General features: G+C 30.7%; 19 protein-coding genes and 1 riboswitch. All 19 genes read right to left on the bottom strand.

The window, feature by feature from the left end; translation table 11 throughout:
• Positions 1-3: 3 nt before the first annotated feature.
• The 19 genes from ACZ41D_RS06540 to ACZ41D_RS06450 all read right to left on the bottom strand — a co-directional run bounded on the left by ACZ41D_RS06540 (position 4) and on the right by ACZ41D_RS06450 (position 21268).
• On the bottom strand, positions 4-1194 hold the full coding sequence (locus tag ACZ41D_RS06540; protein ID WP_464150632.1) for a phosphoglycerate kinase: 1191 nt from the start codon (positions 1192-1194) through the stop codon (positions 4-6).
• A 128-nt stretch (positions 1195-1322) separates the two neighbouring features.
• On the bottom strand, positions 1323-2336 hold the full coding sequence (gene gap, locus ACZ41D_RS06535) for a type I glyceraldehyde-3-phosphate dehydrogenase (protein WP_464150631.1): 1014 nt from the start codon (positions 2334-2336) through the stop codon (positions 1323-1325).
• 129 nt (positions 2337-2465) lie between these two features.
• The gene (locus ACZ41D_RS06530) at positions 2466-3497 is read right to left on the bottom strand and encodes a sugar-binding transcriptional regulator (protein WP_464150630.1); all 1032 of its coding nucleotides are present in this window, start codon (positions 3495-3497) and stop codon (positions 2466-2468) included.
• 327 nt (positions 3498-3824) lie between these two features.
• A complete protein-coding gene (gene rpoN / locus ACZ41D_RS06525) occupies positions 3825-5204 on the bottom strand; it encodes an RNA polymerase factor sigma-54 (RefSeq protein WP_464150629.1) in 1380 nt (459 codons plus the stop codon).
• Between the two features lie 364 nt (positions 5205-5568).
• Positions 5569-6756: a glycine/sarcosine/betaine reductase complex component C subunit alpha gene (gene grdD, locus ACZ41D_RS06520; RefSeq protein WP_464150628.1), complete on the bottom strand. Its 1188-nt coding sequence runs from the start codon at positions 6754-6756 to the stop codon at positions 5569-5571.
• A gap of 10 nt (positions 6757-6766) precedes the next feature.
• A complete protein-coding gene (gene grdC / locus ACZ41D_RS06515; protein WP_464150627.1) occupies positions 6767-8305 on the bottom strand; it encodes a glycine/sarcosine/betaine reductase complex component C subunit beta in 1539 nt (512 codons plus the stop codon).
• 149 nt (positions 8306-8454) lie between these two features.
• A complete protein-coding gene (gene grdB, locus ACZ41D_RS06510) occupies positions 8455-9765 on the bottom strand; it encodes a glycine reductase complex selenoprotein B (protein ID WP_464150626.1) in 1311 nt (436 codons plus the stop codon).
• Positions 9766-9800: 35 nt separating this feature from the next.
• A complete protein-coding gene (gene grdA / locus ACZ41D_RS06505) occupies positions 9801-10277 on the bottom strand; it encodes a glycine/sarcosine/betaine reductase complex selenoprotein A (protein ID WP_464153124.1) in 477 nt (158 codons plus the stop codon).
• Positions 10278-10312: 35 nt separating this feature from the next.
• Entirely contained in the window at positions 10313-11599 is a 1287-nt protein-coding gene (locus tag ACZ41D_RS06500) for a glycine/sarcosine/betaine reductase component B subunit (protein WP_464153093.1), read from the bottom strand.
• Positions 11600-11681: 82 nt separating this feature from the next.
• Positions 11682-11999, bottom strand: coding sequence for a thioredoxin TrxA (gene trxA / locus ACZ41D_RS06495; protein ID WP_464153092.1), 318 nt, complete (start codon positions 11997-11999; stop codon positions 11682-11684).
• Between the two features lie 23 nt (positions 12000-12022).
• The gene (gene trxB / locus ACZ41D_RS06490; RefSeq protein WP_464153091.1) at positions 12023-12961 is read right to left on the bottom strand and encodes a thioredoxin-disulfide reductase; all 939 of its coding nucleotides are present in this window, start codon (positions 12959-12961) and stop codon (positions 12023-12025) included.
• Between the two features lie 168 nt (positions 12962-13129).
• The gene (locus ACZ41D_RS06485; RefSeq protein ID WP_464153090.1) at positions 13130-13510 is read right to left on the bottom strand and encodes a GrdX family protein; all 381 of its coding nucleotides are present in this window, start codon (positions 13508-13510) and stop codon (positions 13130-13132) included.
• Positions 13511-13663: 153 nt separating this feature from the next.
• A riboswitch (glycine riboswitch) is annotated at positions 13664-13768 on the bottom strand.
• Positions 13769-13906: 138 nt separating this feature from the next.
• Positions 13907-15508 carry a Na/Pi cotransporter family protein gene (locus ACZ41D_RS06480; RefSeq protein ID WP_464153089.1) on the bottom strand — a complete coding sequence of 534 codons (1602 nt, stop codon included), beginning with the start codon at positions 15506-15508 and terminating at the stop codon, positions 13907-13909.
• A gap of 265 nt (positions 15509-15773) precedes the next feature.
• On the bottom strand, positions 15774-16244 hold the full coding sequence (gene trmL / locus ACZ41D_RS06475; protein ID WP_464153088.1) for a tRNA (uridine(34)/cytosine(34)/5-carboxymethylaminomethyluridine(34)-2'-O)-methyltransferase TrmL: 471 nt from the start codon (positions 16242-16244) through the stop codon (positions 15774-15776).
• A gap of 74 nt (positions 16245-16318) precedes the next feature.
• Positions 16319-17371, bottom strand: coding sequence for a FecCD family ABC transporter permease (locus ACZ41D_RS06470; protein ID WP_464153087.1), 1053 nt, complete (start codon positions 17369-17371; stop codon positions 16319-16321).
• A gap of 23 nt (positions 17372-17394) precedes the next feature.
• Positions 17395-18351: an ABC transporter substrate-binding protein gene (locus ACZ41D_RS06465; RefSeq protein WP_464153086.1), complete on the bottom strand. Its 957-nt coding sequence runs from the start codon at positions 18349-18351 to the stop codon at positions 17395-17397.
• Positions 18352-18677: 326 nt separating this feature from the next.
• Positions 18678-19205 (bottom strand): methylated-DNA--[protein]-cysteine S-methyltransferase, encoded by a 528-nt coding sequence (locus ACZ41D_RS06460; protein WP_464153085.1) that lies wholly within the window; start codon positions 19203-19205, stop codon positions 18678-18680.
• Positions 19205-19873: a DUF2225 domain-containing protein gene (locus ACZ41D_RS06455; RefSeq protein WP_464153084.1), complete on the bottom strand. Its 669-nt coding sequence runs from the start codon at positions 19871-19873 to the stop codon at positions 19205-19207. Before ACZ41D_RS06455 ends, ACZ41D_RS06460 begins: the two co-directional genes overlap by 1 nt.
• 36 nt (positions 19874-19909) lie before the next feature.
• Positions 19910-21268: a VanW family protein gene (locus ACZ41D_RS06450; RefSeq protein ID WP_464153083.1), complete on the bottom strand. Its 1359-nt coding sequence runs from the start codon at positions 21266-21268 to the stop codon at positions 19910-19912.
• Positions 21269-21278 lie beyond the last annotated feature (10 nt).

Below are 21278 nucleotides of genomic sequence, written 5' to 3'. Positions count from 1 at the left end.
TCCCTATTTATCGTCAATTGCTTCAATTCCAGGTAAAATTTTTCCTTCAAAGAACTCCAATGATGCTCCTCCACCTGTAGATATGTGAGTCATTTTATCTCCTAATCCTGTCTTTTCCACTGCAGCTGCACTATCTCCACCGCCTATTATAGTAGTACCTTTACATTCCACCATAGCCTTTGCAATAGCTTCTGTTCCTTTTGCAAAGTTCTCCATTTCAAATACACCCATTGGACCATTCCAAATTACAGTTCTAGCTTCTTTTATTATACTTCCAAACAATTGTCTTGTTTCTTCTCCTATATCCATTCCCATCATATCTTGTGGAATGCTATCAGATTTAACAGTCTTATATTCAGAATCATTGCTAAATTCTTTAGCAACAACATTATCTACTGGTAAAACTAACCTTACGTTCTTTTCTTCAGCTTTATTCATTAATTGTTTAGCTAAATCGATTTTATCTTCTTCAAGTAATGATTTACCTATTTCATAACCTTTTGCCTTAAAGAATGTATATGCCATTCCACCACCTATCAAAATTGTGTCTACTTTATTCATTAGATTTTCTATAACACCTATCTTGTCTGAAACTTTAGCACCACCTAAAATAGCAACAAAAGGTCTATCTGGATTCTCTAATGCTTTTCCCATAACTTCTATTTCCTTATTAACTAAAAATCCAACAGCAGATGGCAAATATTCGCAAACACCAACATTTGACGAATGTGCTCTATGACATGTACCAAAGGCATCATTTACATATATATCAGCTAATGACGCTAATTCCTTTGCAAAATCACCTGCATTTTTTGTCTCTTCTTTTCTAAATCTCGTATTTTGTAGTAAAACTACATCTCCTGGATTCATACTATTTACAGCCTTTTTAGCATTATCTCCTACTACAATATCATCTGCTGCAAAAATAACTTCCTTATTTAATAACTGAGATAATCTATTTGCTACAGGAGCTAAGCTATATTTAGGTTTAGGTTCTCCTTTTGGTCTCCCTAAGTGAGACATAAGTATAACTTTACTTCCTTTTTCAATAAGATAATTTATTGTAGGAAGAGCACTTCTAATTCTTCTATCATCTGTAATCTCACCATTTTCATTCATAGGAACATTAAAGTCACATCTTACTAATACTCTTTTACCTTTAACTTCAATATCTTTTATAGATCTTTTATTCATATCATAGACCTCCTTATAATCAAAGTTATCTAAACAAACAAATTTCATAATAACATTAACTATTTTTGCAATTTTTTTAGCAGCTAAAAGTCCGGTCTAGCAAAATACTAGACCGGCATTAAATTATATTATTTCCATTGTGCTGCAATATACTTAGTTAAATCAACCACTCTTGCTGAATAACCCCATTCATTGTCATACCAAGCAACTATTTTTGCCATATTGTCAATTACCATTGTTGACAATCCATCTACTATTGAAGAACGAGGATCTTTTCTATAATCAATAGATACTAATGGTTCATCAGAATACCCTAGTATTCCTTTTAATTCTCCCTCAGCAGCTTCTTTAAATGCATTATTTAACTCTTCTACAGTTGTTGATTTTTCTAACTCAAAAACAACATCTACAACAGAAACAGTTGGTGTAGGAACTCTCATCGCTAAACCATTTAACTTACCTTTAAGTTCAGGAATAACTAATGCAACAGCTTTTGCAGCACCTGTTGTTGTAGGAATTATTGATTCAGCAGCTGCTCTTGCCCTTCTTAAATCCTTCTTATGTCTTCCATCTAAAATTCTTTGGTCGTTTGTATATGAATGAACAGTTGTCATTAAACCTTTTTTTACTCCAAATTTATCAACTACAACCTTTGCAAATGGTGCTAAACAGTTTGTTGTACATGATGCATTTGAAATAATATTATGTTTTTCATGATCATAATCCTTTTCATTTACTCCCATTACTATAGTTACGTCTTCATTTTTAGCTGGAGCAGTAATTAATACCTTCTTAGCACCTGCATTAATATGCTTCATTGCACCTTCTCTAGTTCTAAAAGCACCTGTTGCCTCAATTACTAAGTCTACTCCCAATTCTTTCCAAGGAAGCTTTTCTGGATCTCTTTCTCCAACAACTTTTATTTTCTTGCCATTGATTATCATAGAATCATCTGTTGTTTCAATTGTGCCGTTAAACTTACCAAAACAAGAATCATACTTAAATAAATGTGCTAAATCGCTAATTTTACCTTGATTATTAATTGCAACTACCTCAAAATCATTTACGTTATTTTCCATAATAATTCTTAAAGAATTTCTACCTATTCTACCAAATCCACTAATAGCAACTTTCATTGTCATTTAAACTCCTCCTTTATATTTTAATAATTTATGCTGCCTTATATAGATAAACAAGTTATATAAAAACCAAATTTTATATTTAACTATTGAAATGATTTAAATAAATACTCGCTTATCTATATTAAGCAGCTAATTAACTAATTCAATAATTCTTTTTGCTGCACTTTCATCAATCACTAACGTCATATTTTTCCTAAGAGCACAAATAGATATTATAGCCTCTGCTTTCTTACGTCCTCCTGCAACTCCTATAGCCTTCTTAACTTTTTTAAAATCTACTAACGATAATCCTACAGTACTCGTTTCCCAGACTATCTCGCCTTTAGTATTAAAATAATACCCAAAAGATTCAGCCACTGCCCCTCTTCTAGTAAGCTCATCAATCATTTCTTGCGGTAAATGTCTTCTTCTAGCCATTTCATCTGCCCTTCCAATACCAAACACTAAAATATCCATATCGCTAATTATATCTACTGTTTCCTTAATTTCTTCTACTTTGAGTAATGTTTCTAACGCTTCCTTACTTATATTATCTGGTATATGCAAAAGTTTATATTGTGCTTTTAAATTCTCTGCTAACTTAGCAGCTATGCTGCTAGCCTGTATTTCAACTTTTTCCCCTAATCCACCTCTAGCAGGAACAACTAATACATTGCTATAATTTTTTTTGCTAGTCATTTCTTCAGCAACTTGGACCATAGTTCTTCCACCAGCTATACCTAGAATATCATTATCTTTTAATATTTTTTTTATATACTCAGAAGTAGTTTTACCCATATCTTTTAAAATTAATTCATCTTCATCTAAATCACCTGGAACAATAAATACTTTTTCTACACCTAGTATTTGCTCTAAAGTGTTTTCTAAATTAGTTAGATCCTTTAAGCTGTGGATAAAATCTCTTAAATCTTCAATTATATTCTTACCTTCATCAGTAACACTCATACCCATTGCTTCAATTTTTAACAATCCTTGTTCTTTAAGCACATTTACTTCAGTTCTTACAGCTCTTTCACCTAAATTTAATTCACTAGCAAGACTTCTACGACCTATAGGTTGATTATAAAGAATACTTCTTAGTATATTATACCTTTTTTCGAGTATTTCCGTAATTTCGGGAACTATTTTCTTCTCTATTAGAATTACATCTTTATCATTCATCTAATCAATAAACCTCCCTAGGCGCTAATTGTCCACCATGTAATGATTTTGTCCCAGCTAATGTCTAAATAATTTTATATACAGCGTACTTATCATTCATTCCTTAGATAATTGTATTCAAAATAAGGGTCAAATAATGTCCCACGTTTCAATATATGTCCCACGCTAATTAAAAAAACACCTTGACTATATTATAGGCTAATAAATACAAAAATTCAAGTCAATATTAAAAAATAAATTATTAAATTTCAATATTTTTAGTATGGCTTTAGCTTTTGTTTTAAAAACATGGGTCTAAGAAAATAATTATTTTCTTAGACTTATTTATTAAAATCTCCTTCTCATAGAAGATGAAGGAATTCCTAGTTCGTCTCTATATTTCGCAACAGTTCTTCGAGATATTTTTATATTCTTCTTCTTTAAAATGTCAGAAATTTGTTGATCACTAAGAGGTTTTTTAGGATTTTCATTATCAATTAAATCCTTTATCATTGATTTAACACTTGTAGAAGAAATGCTACCATTTCTATTAGAAATACTACTAGAAAAAAAGTATTTTAGTTCAAATATTCCTCTAGGCGTTTGCATGTATTTTCCATTAGTAGCCCTGCTAACGGTAGATTCATGAACACCTATATCATTTGCAATATCTTTTAAAGTCAAAGGTTTGAGAGCCTTTTCTCCTTTATCAAAAAAGTCTTTTTGAAATTTAAGTATAGATTGAGCCACTTTGTAAATAGTATTTTTCCTCTGCTCAATACTTTTTATTATCCACATAGCAGAATTAAGTTTATCGGTTAAAAATTCTCTAATCTTATCGTCATTTGTACTCTTTAAAAGCTGTTTGTAAAAACTATTTATATTTAGTCTCGGACCAGCTGAATCGTTTAATAATATAATATATTCATTGTCTATATAATGAACTATAATATCAGGTGTAACAAATCTAATATCATCGCTGTCGTGAACAAAACCTCTTCCTGGTTTTGGTTCCAAAGATTTTATTAAGTCAGATATCCATTGTACTTCTTTGAGAGTAGTATCTAACTCTTTAGAAATTTTATGAAGTCTATTTTGAGCTAAATCTTCAAGGTAATGGTCTACAACTTTGTACACGTTTTCATTGTCAATTCCTTTATACTTAAGCTGTACCAATAAGCATTCTTTTAAATTTCTAGCACCTACTCCTACAGGGTCAAAATTTTGAATTACTTTCAATACCTCTTCAACTCGTTCTACATCGACGCTAAGCTGATTAGCTATTTCCTCAACAGTAGTATTCAAATATCCGTTTTTATCAATGCTTTCAATAATTATTTCTCCTATAGATTTTAATTCTTTATCGTATATTGTCATATTTAATTGGAAAAGAAGCTGCTCTTTTAATGAAGTTTGCGAAGTTATAAAATTATCGAAAACGATTTCATTTTTTTCTGAATAATTTGAATAGCTATAACTAATGTCATCATACTGGCCTAGATATTCCTTCCAATCAATCTCTTCAAATTTTTCTTTAAAATCATCAATATTAACCTCACTTTCTGCACTTGAACCAATTTCTAGCAGAGGATTAACTTGTATTTGTTGCTCAATATATTGATTTAGCTCTTGACTCGTAAATTGAAGTAATTGTATAGCTTGTCTAAGTTCAGGAGTCATTATTAATTTTTGTGCCTGTTCTAGGGTCAAATCAAAACCCATTCTCATATGGCTCACTCCTATTTCAATTTTAAATATCTTTTACTAAATCTATATTCTTCTCTTATAGGTATTATACCAAAAACAAATGATAAATACAAAATAATCGATAATTAGTCAAAAAAAATCTTTTTTCTACATTTTATGCAAATATCCCTCGAATAAATTATATTACTATTATTCTTTAAAAATTCTGAAAATTCAATTTAGATACTAAAGTTCTTTATACTATTAGTTTGAGTCTTTCATTATATATTATATTTTAAAATTCTAAATAATTTAATTACTTATTTCTATAAAAAACATATAACTCCTTTTATTTATTACGAAAACTAAATCCATGTTAAAAAAACCTAGGGTACCCTAGGTTTTTTTAACATGGATTTGATTCTTTTGTAATATATCCAGCATCACTCAATACTTCTTTAGCCTTAGAAAGCTTATCTTCATTTACCATCACTATTGGTCCAGTACATCCCATACCACTTTCAGCATATATTCCATTTTTCCACAATGCCTTTACAGCATTTTCTAATTCCATTATATCTATACCAGAAATTGATCCAGTTACTACTTCTTTAGGTGGTGCTTCAACTTCTTCATCATCTTCTGATGATTTTTCTACATCTTTATTTAATCTTTTGAGTATTTCTTTAAACTTAGCTTTGTTTGCTTTCTCAAACTCTTCTTTTGCTACTTTAGTAACTTTACCTTTAGCTAACTTAGCTGCGTAACTTATTGCATTAGCAACTACAGGCACACCTGATGCTCTTGATAATATTAAAATAATTCTTGAATAATCTTCTCCAATACCTGGACCATATCCATATCCCATTGCTTCATAACTTCCACCAGTAGTGTATGATGAAAATACCTTCATTAAAATATTTCCTGTCAATGTATCTGTAATCATGACATCTGGAGTCCCTGCAAGGAGGTCGTTTCCTCTCATTACACATCCGCCATCTGCTCTCATTGACTCAGTAAAGTTAATATCATATCCATTTTCCTTTAATTCTTTTAATGCTCTTTCTACCTGTCTTGCACCATCTAAATTAAGAATACCTACAGTTGGTTTTTCAATTCCCATAGCTTTTGCAGCTATAATTCCATATAATCCGTTTTTAACCATAGCTTCAACTCTATGAGGTGATGATGTACCAGTAGTTGTAGCAAGATACATTTCTTTTCCAACACCAGGTGTAATAACCCTTCCTACTGTTGAAACACCTATTGGAAAACTATAATGATTTGTTACTGCACTGTGGATTTCTCCGCTGTCTAAAAGCTGTTCCATTTTTTTATGAGCTTCTTCTTCACTATTTGCTTCTACTATTTTTAAACTTGTATCTGCTTTTGGTCCTATAAGAACAACTTCTATTGAATTGTCCCTTTTTTGTGCCATTTCAGCACCTTTAATAATATTTTCTACTCCATGTTCACTACCAAGGGTAGTTATTCCAACTTTAATTTTTTCTCCAAATTGACCTGTTTCTATTGCATCTGCAACATCATTAAAAACTTTCCCTAAAATCTTTTTTATATTACTATTGTACGTCATATTGTCACCTCTATTCCTGAAGTAGATGTGATGCAAATTCCCTCATTGATTGTGCTACAAGTTTCTTTACTTCTTCTTCTGAAACTCCCTTATTATCTTCAACTTTTCCGCTGTTCTTTTCCATTACTATGGAAACTCCATCAAATAAGTTTGTCATTCTTCCAAGGAACAAACTACCTTTACCTATTATCATAGCTCTATTTAATTTACCATCTAACATGGCTTTCCTTCCATGACCAATATAAGGTACGCCAGATGGTATATGCCCTTGAGTTGGAGCCCAGCCTTCCATACCATGTTCTTCAACGAAATTATTTAATTCTTTTCTATCTAACTCTTTTCTTTTTACACCTAATGCTCCTATCATCTTGTAGTTTGCTTTAGGTACATCTCCTGCTCCAGCAGGTTTAGTTATATCAGGATTTTGCATTTCTACTGAATATTTATCTATATCTGTTATTTTAAGCTGTCCCCTATCTAATGGTGAAGTTACTAATGAAGTAATTACTGCTTGTGGTGATGAACCTGTTCCAATTGTATGTCGGCCAACTAGATCAGTTCTTAAAACTGGATTTACTCCATCATTTTTACTTACTAAAATTGCAAATCCTCCAAGTACATCTTCTAATATTGGCATTCCCTTCTTAACATGGTCTTTACCATTCATCCCAAGCTTTGCTGTTGCTCCACCTGCCGCTACTACAACATTTTTGTATACTCCTGCTTGAACTAAAGCTGCTGCCTCAATTAATGCATGAGTTGGTCCGGCACAAAATCCTCTAGTATCAGAACCAGATGCATTTACAAATCCAGCTACTTCAGCTATAGCTTTCGCAAAATTTCCTCCGCCTCTCTGATTCATGTCTCCACAAGCTTCTTCAGAACATTCTATTACGTATTCAATATCTTCAGGATTAATATCATTTTTATCAATTAAGTTTAATAAAGCTAATGCACCTGACGCTTTTACAACTAAATTTTCAAATAATATATGAGCAGTTAGATTAACATCAATATCATGTGCTCTTTTTACACAACCTACAAGTTCACCATTATTATAAATTGGTTCTGAATGCTGTTCTTCAACTAATTTCTTAATATCTTCCAATTCTTCACCAATTTTAAGTTTTTCAATTAATTCTTCAGTCATAAAATGGTGTTCTTTTAATTTGTTTCTTACATTTTCTGTGAAATTCTTTTCAAGTTTTACAATGTCAAATACATCTACAATTTTCATTAATCCAATAAATTCGTCTTGAGGCATTATCTCTCCCATTTTACCGACTTTACTAGCACCTTCTACTTTTTTATCATACCATGGTTTTTCATATTTGCTTAAATCTTCAGGTGACATATTACCAATATAAACTTGATTTGGTGGATAAGATACTACTTCTTCGAAACTTCTTAGATGTTTAGGTAATTCTTTTAAATAATCGGATTCTGGATTTGTTATTCTCTCTGTTGTTTGAGTTGTTCCATTATGAATTATCATATCTGGTGTGTGAACTAAAACATAGCTAGCTCCTTTTACTACTGAATATGTCATAACTACACCTCCATTAATCTATTAAAATATTGTAACAAATACTCTCATTAGGTTAGTTAATATTAATATTAAAAATTTTTACAAATGGGTGATGAAAATAACTCATCACCCATTTATTTGATATAATTATTTTAAAGTACTTAGTAAAATTAGTCTTCAAATACTGTTTGACCATCAATTTCAGTTTGTAACGCAGTTAGAGCTTTTTCTACTAATTTTCTTCTTAAAGCCTTTTCTTCTGTAGGGTCAAGTTTTGGATTCCCTAATGGATGTGGTATAGCAATTGTTGGAACTATTCTGTTTGCTCCTACAGTCAGTGAAATTGGTACTACTGTACACATATGAACAACTGGTATTCCAGCTCGTTCAATTTCCTTAACCATTGTTGCACCGCAACGTGTACAAGTACCTCAGGTTGAAGTTAATATAACTGCGTCTACTCCATCAGCAACTAGTTCCTTACCTATTTTTTCTGCAAATGCTTTAGCACTTGCAACAGCTGTTCCATTACCCACTGTAGCATAATAGTACCTATGAAGTTTACCAATTTTCCCTTCTTTTTCTAGGTCTCTTAATACATCAACAGGCAATACCCTATCAGCATCTTCATTTGCATATACTGGGTCATATCCACCATGTGCTGTTTCGTGTGTATCAGCAGTTAAGTCCATAATCCCTTCAATATCATATTTGCCATATTTTGAAGCACTTGAAGATTCAATATGATCTGGATTGTGTTTTGGAACAATACCACCAGAAGTAACTAGTGCTATTGTAGCTTTTGATAAATCTTTTATTGCTGGGTTTGGATCAACTCTATCAAAATCAGGCATTGGAAATTCTGTTACAAATTCTTCACCTTTTAGCTTTTTAACTAACATTTCAACGGCTCTCTCAGAACCTCTTTTTTCTTCAAATATGTTTTTTCTTAATCCTCTTGAGATATATCCTTCTTCATTTGGTGTTCCAATTTTTTCACCTTTAGCTAATTTTAAAGCTAATGGTGCCATTTTCTTAACAGCATCCCTCATCCCTGCAGCACTATTCTTTGTAGAAACTATATAAACACTCTTTTTAAACATATCTGCTCCAGGATTTTCAACATACATACCAGTTAGTACTGGGATTCCTAGTTCTTTATTAATAGCATCAGTTATAGTACCACATGCAACACCATATCTACCTGCATTAAATGCTGGTCCAGCTATAAATAAATCAGGATTAAGCTGTTTTACCATATCAATGATTGTTTTTTTAGCTTCCTCTATATTTTCATTGAAATAACTATCTCCACAAATAATAGTAGCAATTATCTCTGCTTCATCACCAAATTTTGCATTTAAAGCCATTCCTGGACCTACAGCACCATCTCTCATTTCAGGTTTATAATCGGCTTTTTCTTCTCCACCGATTCCAGCAAAAAATTGGTTTATATAATGTACAACTTTAATTTTACCCATTTGACTTCCCCCCTCTCTAATTATCGAGTTTAATATTAGTCATTAAATTTGCAATATTCTTTTCTAATACTCTTCATTTCTTCAATTATTTCATCTACATCAAGAACCATTTCCATCATACCTATTTGTTCATCATATACATCAGCATCTACTTCATTCTTAAATTCTGGTTCAACTGCATGATATACTCTAAGTCCTAACTGGACTCCTGCCAATGGACCTGCGAAGGTTGGGTCTCCAGCTGTTACAGTTTCTGCTGCCAATCCAGCTGCTTCTGCTTCTGCTGCCCCTAATACTACAACGATGTTTTCTGCACCGTATTTTTCAGTTAATTCCTTCACTCTCTTCTGATTTTCTAGGTCCATTGCGCCTGCTGCAGTTCAGACAAAGCATTCTGTTGATGAGAATACTACTTCTGCACCAGTAGTTTTTAAACATTCTTCCATTGCTGGACCTGGTATTCCATCTCTATCGCCTATAATGATAACTTTCTTACCATCATAAAATCCCATTTTTACACTTCCTTTCATTTTTAATTTTTGTTAGACTAAAATTCTCTTGCAGTTAATTTATTAAATCCAAGTTCATTAGTTGCTCCAGTTATAGCTTGTAGTTCTACAACTATTGAACCATCTTTTTTCAAACTACCATCAAATCCTCCAGCTATTACATCAACAACATCTACATGACCAATAACTTTGTCCATTGGAGGTAATTCAATAGTTTCATTTGCATTACCACCAGTAACAACAGCATTAGCAAGTGGATCTGCATCAGCTAATGATTGAGACGCTCCGTCTCTTCCTGCATATTCATCTGTTATTATTACTGTTTTAATGCCTTTCTTTTCTATTTTTACACAATTCATAATTAAATCTGTATCTGGGTTACCAAAACCTTCTTGAGAAATAATAACCCCATCTACTCCTAAATACTCAGCTAACTTAGCTGCCCAATTTGAAGATCTTTCCTTATCTGCAAGGTAAACATTTTCATTGGTAATTATTACACCAACAAAGTTAATCTCTTTTCCATGCTTTTCATATAAATCATGGATAACTGGATTATTTAGATGATGATATGTTGTGTTCTTATCACATGCAGAAACACAGTTACCGCTAATAATAGCACCATCCATAATCTCTGTTGGGTAAAGCATAGTTGATAAAGTTTGTTTAGCATCTACACCATAAACATAAGTGTCATGAAGTAATCCTTGACTTTGAAGCATTTGTACATATGCTACCTTTGGTAAATCAGGGTATTTTTCTACACTTTTTAGCAAAGGTAAAGTTTCATACGTTTTTATTTCATCTGGTGTGATATTTTTTCCTAATTTACCAAGATAAACAGCTGCTTTTAATCCTGCCATCCTCACAGCTCTTTCATGATCATGCTGCTTTAGGCCTTCTACAGGTTCACAAATAACTACTACATTATTTAACTTGGAAAAAGGAGTGTATTCTGCTCCAGGCCCTGTCATATCAATGATTCCTTCTTGAAAACCAACTATTTTCCCAGTAGTTACAACAGCAGCACCCTTCAACACATGAGTTCTTCCAGAACCAACAGTTTCAACCTTTGAAATCACTCCTGGGAAAATACCACCTGGACCATCAACTTTTACCCTTGGTTCAATAACATCCTTTACAGGAGTTATTCTTATGCTTTCACCAGGTCTTGCAAGCTCTACATCAACACTTTTTAAATGTTCATCTTCCATTAACAAGCTAATAAGTTCTTGCTTGTTCACATATAATGTACCATTTTCTACTTTTGATTGATCACCAAATTGTACATCTTTGATAAAAATATTACCTAGCTCTAAGCGCATAAAGCTCACCTCCCTTAATATTTCAAATAAATTGTATGTTTATTTGAACCCCAAGTGATTATTTATCACTTGAAGTTAAAAACTATAAATATTTTTTAATCATAGCTTCAACATTTTCTGGTGTAGCGTCATCTTTTACAACTTCATCTATTTTTTCACCATCTTTGTATATAGCTATTACAGGCAATCCTAGAACTTTTTGTTTAATTGCAAGTCTTCTTGCTTTAGTTGTATCAAGTTTACAAAACTTAATTTTGTCCCCATATTTTTCTGATAATTTTTCAACATGTGGCATTAGTGCTTTACAAGGTTCACATCCTTGGCTCCAAAAATCAACTAATACATAACCTTCAGCCTTTAAAACTTCATCCTCAAAAGTATTTTTATCAAGTACTAACATTTATAATCCCCTCCTAACTTTTTTTAAAAATTATTTTCTATGTATTTTTCAGCTTGAGTAGCAGCAATAGCACCATCAGCACAAGCAGTTACTACTTGCCTTAATGATTTAACTCTGCAATCTCCTGCTGCAAATACACCTTCAATGTTTGTCTTCATATTCTCATCAGTTACTATATATCCTCTTTCCATTTTCACGATATCATTAAATAACTCAGTTTTTGGTAAATATCCAATGAATACAAATATGCCAAATGTTCCATCTTCTTCATTAGCTACAATTTCAGTTTCTTCTCCAGTTTTCTTGTTTTGAAGTATCATAGACTCTACTATGCCATCACCTTTTATTTCTTTAACTACTGAGTCCCAGATAAAATCAATTTTTTCATTTTTAAATGCTTTTTCTTGAATTGATTTTGCAGCTCTTAATTCATCTCTTCTGTGAACTATAGTTACCTTTCTAGCAAACTTAGTTAAGTATATTGCTTCTTCAACTGCTGAATCTCCTCCACCAATAACATAAACATCCATACCTTCAAAGAAAGCTCCATCACAAGTTGCACAGTATGAAACTCCCTTTCCAGTTAATTCTTTTTCTCCAGGGCAACCTATTGGTCTTGGCTTCGCTCCTGTAGCAATGATTACTGATTTAGCTTTGTATTCTCCTTTTTTCCCTTTTAAAACCTTAATTTTTTCACTAAAATCCACTTCAATAATTTCATCTAATTTTCTTTCAGCACCAAATTCCTCTACTTGTTCAACCATCCTTGCAATAAGTGATGGGCCACTAGCATCTCTTATAGAACCAGGGTAGTTAGCAACTTCTTCAGTAGTTACAATTTGCCCTCCAGCTTTTTCCCTTTCAAGTATTAATGTTTTCATTCTAGCTCTTGCAGCGTATATCCCTGCTGATAATCCTGCAGGCCCTGAACCAATAATTACCACGTCATAAATATTATCCATATTAATTCACTCCTTTTTATTATTTTCTTTCTTATTTTTTTTACTATCCATATAATTTGATAACAAAATTAAGTTACTATGAGTATTTTTGTTAATTTTTTACCTTTATAAGTATACTACCTTATTAATAACATTTTTTACATTTATGCTCCTAATGTATTATTGACACTATAGACTTTTATTAATTACATTTTCAATTAAAGATAAATCTATTACTTGAAAATCTTTCAAAACTCTTTCGGTCCAACAAGGAGTTTTTTTATTTTTTAAAAATTTACTTGTTGCAGCCATGCTATCCTCTATTAGTTTTAATGATTTATAATCCAAATTTTCTTTTCCTTTTTTTATAATTACAGTTTTATAAGGTGTTTCATTTGGTTTAACACTTCCAGACAGAGGATGTGTCAATAAAATATAGCCTCTATGGATATAATCCCTTATAATTTTTAATATACCCATGTAATCAACTTTATAAAACTCAACATTGTAAATGTTACTATATCTTTCCTTCACTAAAGGATTATTAGTAATTATTAGTAACTTATTCAAATTTTTCATCTCCCATATTCCCATTCAATTTCAATGGTTTGCATAAAAAAACAGAATAGAAAAACAACAATGTGCCCTTCTACTCTGTTTTTGACCTGAGAGTTTCTTCTTTTCAGAATTGCTCCTTCGGTGGAAATACACTTTCCAGAGGACTGTCAAAATGCGGTTCTTTTGCCTGAGAAATTCATCGTAGAATGGCAAGTTCTACAACTTGTTCCTTCGGCGCCAAACTTAATTGGTCTCTCCCGCATTTATCTCACAGTCGAAAATCAATATTAATTTTTTTTATCTATAACTTCTATACATATTATAATATATATTTATCAACTATACAATACCTAATTTGTATTTTTTTTATCAAGCATAGTACTTTTTTATTGATACTGTATTTTCTACTCAATCTAATAAATCTAATATATATAATGCTATATTAGAAGAGTGATCAGAAACTCTTTCAAGATTACTAATAATATCTAAAAAAACAACACCTGAAGCTGGATGACACGATTGTTTATTTAATCTATCAATGTGATTTGCCCTATACTGTTTTTCCATTAAGTCAATTTCTTCTTCATATCCTTTTACCTTGGTCGCAATTTCAAATTGTTTAGTTTCAAAAGCTTTTATAGCAGTTTTATAAACATATAAAACTTTATTAAACATAATTTGCAGCTCCTCAAGAGCTTTTTGAGTAAATTTTAAATTATTATCAACAGCATATTGTGCCAGCTCTCCTAAATTATCCGCATGATCTCCAACTCTTTCGATATCATTTACTGCATTAAATAGCATATTTACTATATTATGTTGTTCATCAGTTAGTGGTGCATTTGATAATTCAACAAGATATTCTGTTATATCATTTTCTAATTGATTAATAACTTTTTCTTTTTCAAATACTTTATTAATAAGCTTATTATCTTTTTTGAAAAAAGCTTCGGATGCAGTTAACAGATTATCTTCAGCTATTTTAGCCATCCTAAGTACTTCCTTATAAGCTTGACCAACTGCTATTGAAGGAGTTTCTATAATTCTAGTATCTAAATATTTTAGTCCTAAAGTCTCTTCAACTTCACCAGGCACTATTTTTATTGCAGCTTTAACTAATAATCCAGCAAAAGGAAACTGAATTATTAAATTTATCAAGTTAAACAAAGTATGAGCATTAGCAATTTGCCTCTCTACATCAAATTTTGAAATATTCATTACTAATTCTTTTATAGGATACTGTAAAACTGTCATGAACAATATTGTACCAACTAAATTAAATAAAAAATGCATGATTGCTGCTCTTTTAGCTGTTTTATTAGCCCCTATACTAGATAATAATGCAGTTGTTGTAGTACCAATGTTATCCCCATACAATATTGGTAATGCAATATCTATATTTATAAATCCTTGACTTGATAATGCTAATAACAACCCTATAGAAGCACTACTACTTTGAACTATTGTCGTAAGTGCAAAACCTACAAGTATTCCAAGAAATGGGTTATTTAAACTTAACAAAATGTCGTTAAAAGCTTTAGATTGACTTAGAGGTTTTAAATGGCTTCCCATAAAATCCATTCCAATGAACAATATACCAAATCCAATTAGTATTTCTGCAATTTCTTTATTTTTTTTCTTTGAAGAGAAAAGCCAAATTCCAACTCCAATTGCAACTACTACTGGAGCTATGTCAGTCAATTTAAACGCTATTAGTTGAGCAGTAATAGTTGTCCCTAAGTTAGCACCCATTATTACACCTACAGCTTGATTTAAAGTCATTAGTCCTGCATTTACGAATCCAATAACCATAACCGTCGTAGCACTACTACTTTGGATAATCATAGTTACAACAGTACCTACTAAAACTCCCGTCAATCTGTTGTGTGTTAATATTTCAATTAATTTTTTTAGTTTGTCTCCTGCAGCTTTCTGAAGGCCTGTTCCCATAATATTCATTCCATATAAAAACAAACCTAGCCCTCCAAGTACTCCAAAAGCAATATCCATTTTAAACCTCCTAATTTAATGTGTCGTATAAAATCATGATTGCTACATTGGCATCATAGTATAGGGTAGGATGGATAGTACAACATATATCCACAAAAATACACCCATAATATAATACTACATATTAGAATAAGTTTTGTTAAATCTATGTTAATTTTATTAAAACATTAATTTTTTAATAATAAATTTTGTGATCTTAAATTTTTGTACCACCTTTTTAACTTTCAAAGTTACAAATCTATAACAATCATGAAATTTCTTCAATTTATATTAAATCTAAAAAATCCAACTGTCTTAAGGCTTCGTATACTATTATAGCTACTGAATTCGACAAATTTAACGATCTCGCCTTTTCATTATTTAACATTGGTATTCTTATCGTCCTATCATAATTTGCTTTAAGTAGATCCATTGGAAGTCCAGCAGTTTCTTTTCCAAACACTAAAAAACATCCGTCAAAATATTTCATATCTGCATAGTTTTGGCCTCCTTTAGTTGTTGCATAAAAGAAACTGTCCTTACCATATTTTTCAAGTAGTTCATCAAAGCTATCGTAATAATGAATATCTAATAAATCCCAATAATCTAAACCGGCCCTTTTCAAATATTTGTTATTTAATGAAAAACCTAAAGGTCTTACAAGATGGAGTGATGCTCCTGTTAAGGCACAAGTCCTCGCTATATTACCTGTATTTTGAGGTATTTCTGGTTCCACCAATACTATATTTAAACTCATATAATCACCTCTTAAAATTAATTTATATCTATAAAAATTATATCATAGAATAATTATCAAATATTTATTTTATGTTAATAAAAAGTTTTCTTCTTTTTCCTTAATAAGTATATAAAAAATGGTCCGCCAAATAACGCTGTTATTATACCGACTGGAATTTCCGTAGGTGAAATAATAGTTCTAGCAATAGTATCTGCAAATATCATAAATATTGCTCCAGCCAATGCAGAAGAAGGAATGAGAATTCTATGGTCAGGTCCCACTAATAATCTTACAATATGAGGAATAATTAAACCAACAAATCCTATAATACCACTAGTAGAAACAGCTAATGCAGTTGTAAATGAACAAATAATCAAAATATATATTTTAATTTTTTCAACCTCAACTCCTAAATTTTGTGCAGATTCTTCCCCAGTAAGCATAATATTTAAATCTTTTGCAAATATATTTAATAATAATATTGAGGCAATCATGAAGGGACATACGGGAAGTAATTCATTCCATCCAGTTCCAGAAAAACTGCCTAAAGTCCAAAAAATTATTCTTGTAACATCTTTTTGATATATAACCATCAAAAAAGACATTACTGCTGTAAAAAATTGTCCTACTGCAATTCCAGAGAGAAGTAAAGTAGTAGCAGGAACCTTATTTTTTACTTTTGAAATGAAGTATACTATAAATGTAGATATCATAGCACCAACGAATGCTGCAAAAGATATACTAGAAAACCCTAAAACCATAACTGTAGTTCCAGTGATAATGGCAATTGTAGCACCTAAAGCAGCTCCAGAAGAAATTCCTATAATATATGGATCAGCCATAGGATTTTTAAATATGCCTTGAAAAGCAGTTCCTACACTAGATAAAGAAGCCCCAACCAATGCTCCTAACAAAAGTCTAGGTATCCTCACTTTTAAAATAATTATTTTATAAGAATCAGGTATATCTTCTACATTTATATTATTAATAAAAGGTATCTTGCTTAATACGATTTTAATTGTATCAGCAATAGTAATATTTGCAGAACCAATAGTAGCAAATACAGCAATAGCTAGTAATAAAGCAAATATTAAGGAAGACAGCACTATTTTCCATTTGTGTCTTCCTACTAATCTAATCTTCATGATAATCCCTACTTTTTTGCAAATTATTTAAATAGATCTGGATGTAAAGTTTTTGCAATCAGTTCAAGTCCATCTACTATTCTTGGTCCTGGTCTTGAAACTATATTGGGATCCAAAATGTATATTCTATCATTTTTAACAGCGCTCAACGCTTCATATCCATTATTATTTTTTATGCTTTCAACAGTTTTGTCATCGCTATATTTATTAGCTAAATAAACATCAGGATCTCTCTCTATAAGCTTTTCTATATCAAATTGTGGATATGGTCCTTCAGCGTCGCTAGCAATGTTTTCTCCTCCTGCTAGAGTAATTAGTTCATCAATAAAAGAACCTGGCCCTGCTGTAATTAACGGCTCATCAGATACTTCATAAAATACTTTTACTTTCTCAGCATCTTTAACAGTATTTATTATATAATCTCTCTTACTCATCATATCAACTGTTGTTGTTTTAGCTAATGCTCCAGCCCCTGTAATTTTTCCTATCTCATTTATAAGGTCAATTACCTCGTCTATAGATTCAGGTTCATAGCATAAAACTGAAATTCCTGCATCCCTAAGCTGTTTATTAACTTCTTCATTACCTGGCCCATATTGTAATACCAAATCAGGACTAAGTTCAATAATTTTTTCTACATTAACAGAAAAAGCATCCCCAACTTTTTCTTTATTTTGTGCTTCAACAGGATAATCACACCAATTAGTAACACCAATAATTTTATCCTCTAAACCCAGTTTGAACAATATTTCTGTATGACTTGGTGCCAATGATACTATTCTTGAAGGCTTTTTGTTTATTGTAGTTGTATTCCCAAAGGCATCAGTTACTTCCATAGGATATTTTAAATCTTCATTACTAGTTTGATCATTTTCAATTATTTTATTATTATCATCTTCTTTCGTACTAACACAACTTGTAAAAATACTAAGCACTAATAGAGTTATTATTAATAATAGTAAAATCTTTCTGTTCTTCATATGTATTCTCCCTTCATAATTTCTCGTAAGTTACTATAAAATTAATATTTTAAAAAGTTGTATAGTTGTATAATTATTACATCATTATAATTTAATAATTAATAATTTTTTATACAATATCCTCAAACATTAAAATAATATCAAACAATAATATTTTATTCAAGTTGCCATTATAGTCTGATTTAATATGCCTTTGTCCACTTAGAAATATTATGACACGCTTAATTAATCTTTTTTCTTTTAAACTCTTCTTTTACAATTTTATATTTTAAAACCTTAAAATTTTTTATTAAAAGAGTATATACGTTTTTTGCTAATCCAATATATCATTTAACATAATATTTCTTGTTTTTTTTATATACTGTATTTCCTTCAAGAGATAAAAGCTTTGCTTTTATCTCTAATCCTCCTCCATATCCAACTAAATCACCATTACTACCAATCACCCTATGACATGGAACTATTATAGAAATAGGATTTTGATTATTAGCATATCCCACAGCTCTACTATATTTTTTATTCCCTATTGCTTCAGCAATATCACCATAAGTACATGTTTCTCCATAAGGTATTTTAATAAGCTCATTCCAAACTTTTTTTTGGAAATCAGTTCCTATTAAATGTAAAGGTATGTCAAAACTTTTCCTATCACCTCTAAAATAAGAGAGCAATTCGCTCTCTAAATCACTCCATCTATTAACAGAATATGTTTTTAAATCAAAATATTTTTCACACCATGATAATAAACGTTTTTTCCCTCCAATAGGAAGAGTTAAATTGGCTAACCCTTTTTTTGTATATCCTATCCATAATACTCCAATAATAGTGTTAATATCAAAATAGTAAATCTGCATTAATTATTCATCATCTCCTTTGCAACTCTCCACTGTTCTCTTGCCATTTTTTCTATTTTTGGGTTATCTTTAATTTCATTCATACTAACCACTTTATTAAACCAAGATACTGATTCATCAGCATGTCCAGTTCTCCTATATAATTCACCTATTAAATATCCTAAAGTAACCTCATCCATATCACTATCTAACAAACTATCTTTATAAAATGCTTCTTCATACAATCTTAGTGCTAAATTTAAAAATCTAAATTCTTCGTTATCTCTTTTCATTCTATATAACCACCCTAATCGTAAACATATACTAGCAAGTTGTAGCCTATTTAATTTAAGAATTTCACCACAGTACAGTGCAAGTTTATATGCTTTAATTGCATCATCAATATTTCGCTTTCTTGAAAAGTCTTTTTCTTTCCATTTAGATGATACTTTTTCTCTAATTATCTTTTTCCCTTTTTCATCAATATTGTTAAATGTTTTTTCCATAGCAGAATAACCACACTTTGGGCATACAAACACACCATATTTTATTGGATTTTCACCTATATAATAAGTAAAAAAATCAGTATCAATTTTTTCAATCTTTAGTTTGCTAATTTTTGCTTTGTAAGTTGTAAAAGAATTACTACAAACAGGGCAGTTTAATTTTTTTTCGTATAATTCTTCCATGTTACTATTCCTCCTACGTATATTTAATAATTTTTCTTAATCCTTATGTTCTTCATTTATAACGTCCAATTTTTCAGGACCAATCTTAATGAGCTTCTTTCTAGGCTTATAATAATCAAATGACACTAGTCTTTTTTCTTTTTCTATATTTTGTTCATAAACAATCTTATAAGTTTTTACCTTATATCCATACCTTCCTTTTTGAACAACAATTTTTTCTCCAGGTTTTAAACTCTCATCTAATACTTCTTCTACTTCTGGACTAATTTTTTCAACAATAGTAGTTGTTATCTGAACTTCTTTTCCATCTTCTTTGTTTCCAAAAACTTTTATTATCAAATCATAGCCTTGAACACCGGCACATATATATATAGGAGTGTCTTTATCATTTTTGAACTTTAAATCTAAATAATTATCTGATACTGCTGCATCTCTTCCATAGCTAACATAACTAGCAGGAATGGAATGTGGATGTCTCTCCAATATATTTACATCTGCTAATAAAAGTGCATTATATAGTGTTGTAGAAACCTGACATACTCCTCCGCCTATACCTGTTGTATAATCGCCAGCTACAATTACACTTGACTCTTGGTAACCATTTTTTTTGCTTCTCGGTCCAGTAATATCATTAAAAGATATCTCTTCTTGAGGCATAATAAGTATACCATTTATTGCTGACGCAGCAAGTTTAATGTTGTTTATCCTTCCTTTACTACTTCCTTTAAAAGAAGTTGAAAAACTACTTATTTCACCATTAATAGAAGAAAGAAAGTCATATGTAATAGGAGGAATGTCCTCCTCTACAGGCAAAACAATTGTTGAATAATTATTATTTATAGCTTGAATAATTCTTGTTCTAAGTAACTCTTTATTCAATTTCTTACCCACTGTTTCTTTAGTTATCTGTATTTTGTTATCAATACATTGAATACTTGCATTTTTAGAAGCTGTATTAATATTGTTTTCTATAAGCAGTAATTTATTTTCAAGTATTTTTTCATCCCAAATATATTTCATGTCTATATTCCTGCCATTAATTTTACACATAATTATTTCTTTTAATCTATTAAATATAGTTCCCTCTCTCCCAATTTTAAAAGCTGATTCTACTGCAGAAGAATAGTCATAATCTAATCCAATACTATTATAATCTAATTGAAACAATTCTTCATTATTATATTTAAGTATTATACTGTTTTCTTTTAGTTTTACAAATAATTCTTTCTTCAAAAGCTCTATTGCCTGTCTTTTGTCTAATTCTCCTACATCTATGCCATTAATGCTTACATTGGTATAAATAGTTTTCTTATTTAAAAGAATAAACGAGATAATAATAACTACAGCAATCACAATAAGTAAAATTTTCAAAATGATATTATAAGTTTTTTTCATATTATATCCT

The sequence above is a fragment of the Brassicibacter thermophilus genome (assembly GCF_055378355.1).
Note: the sequence above shows the minus strand (reverse complement) of the source record. Positions and strands in the feature narration are given on the sequence as shown.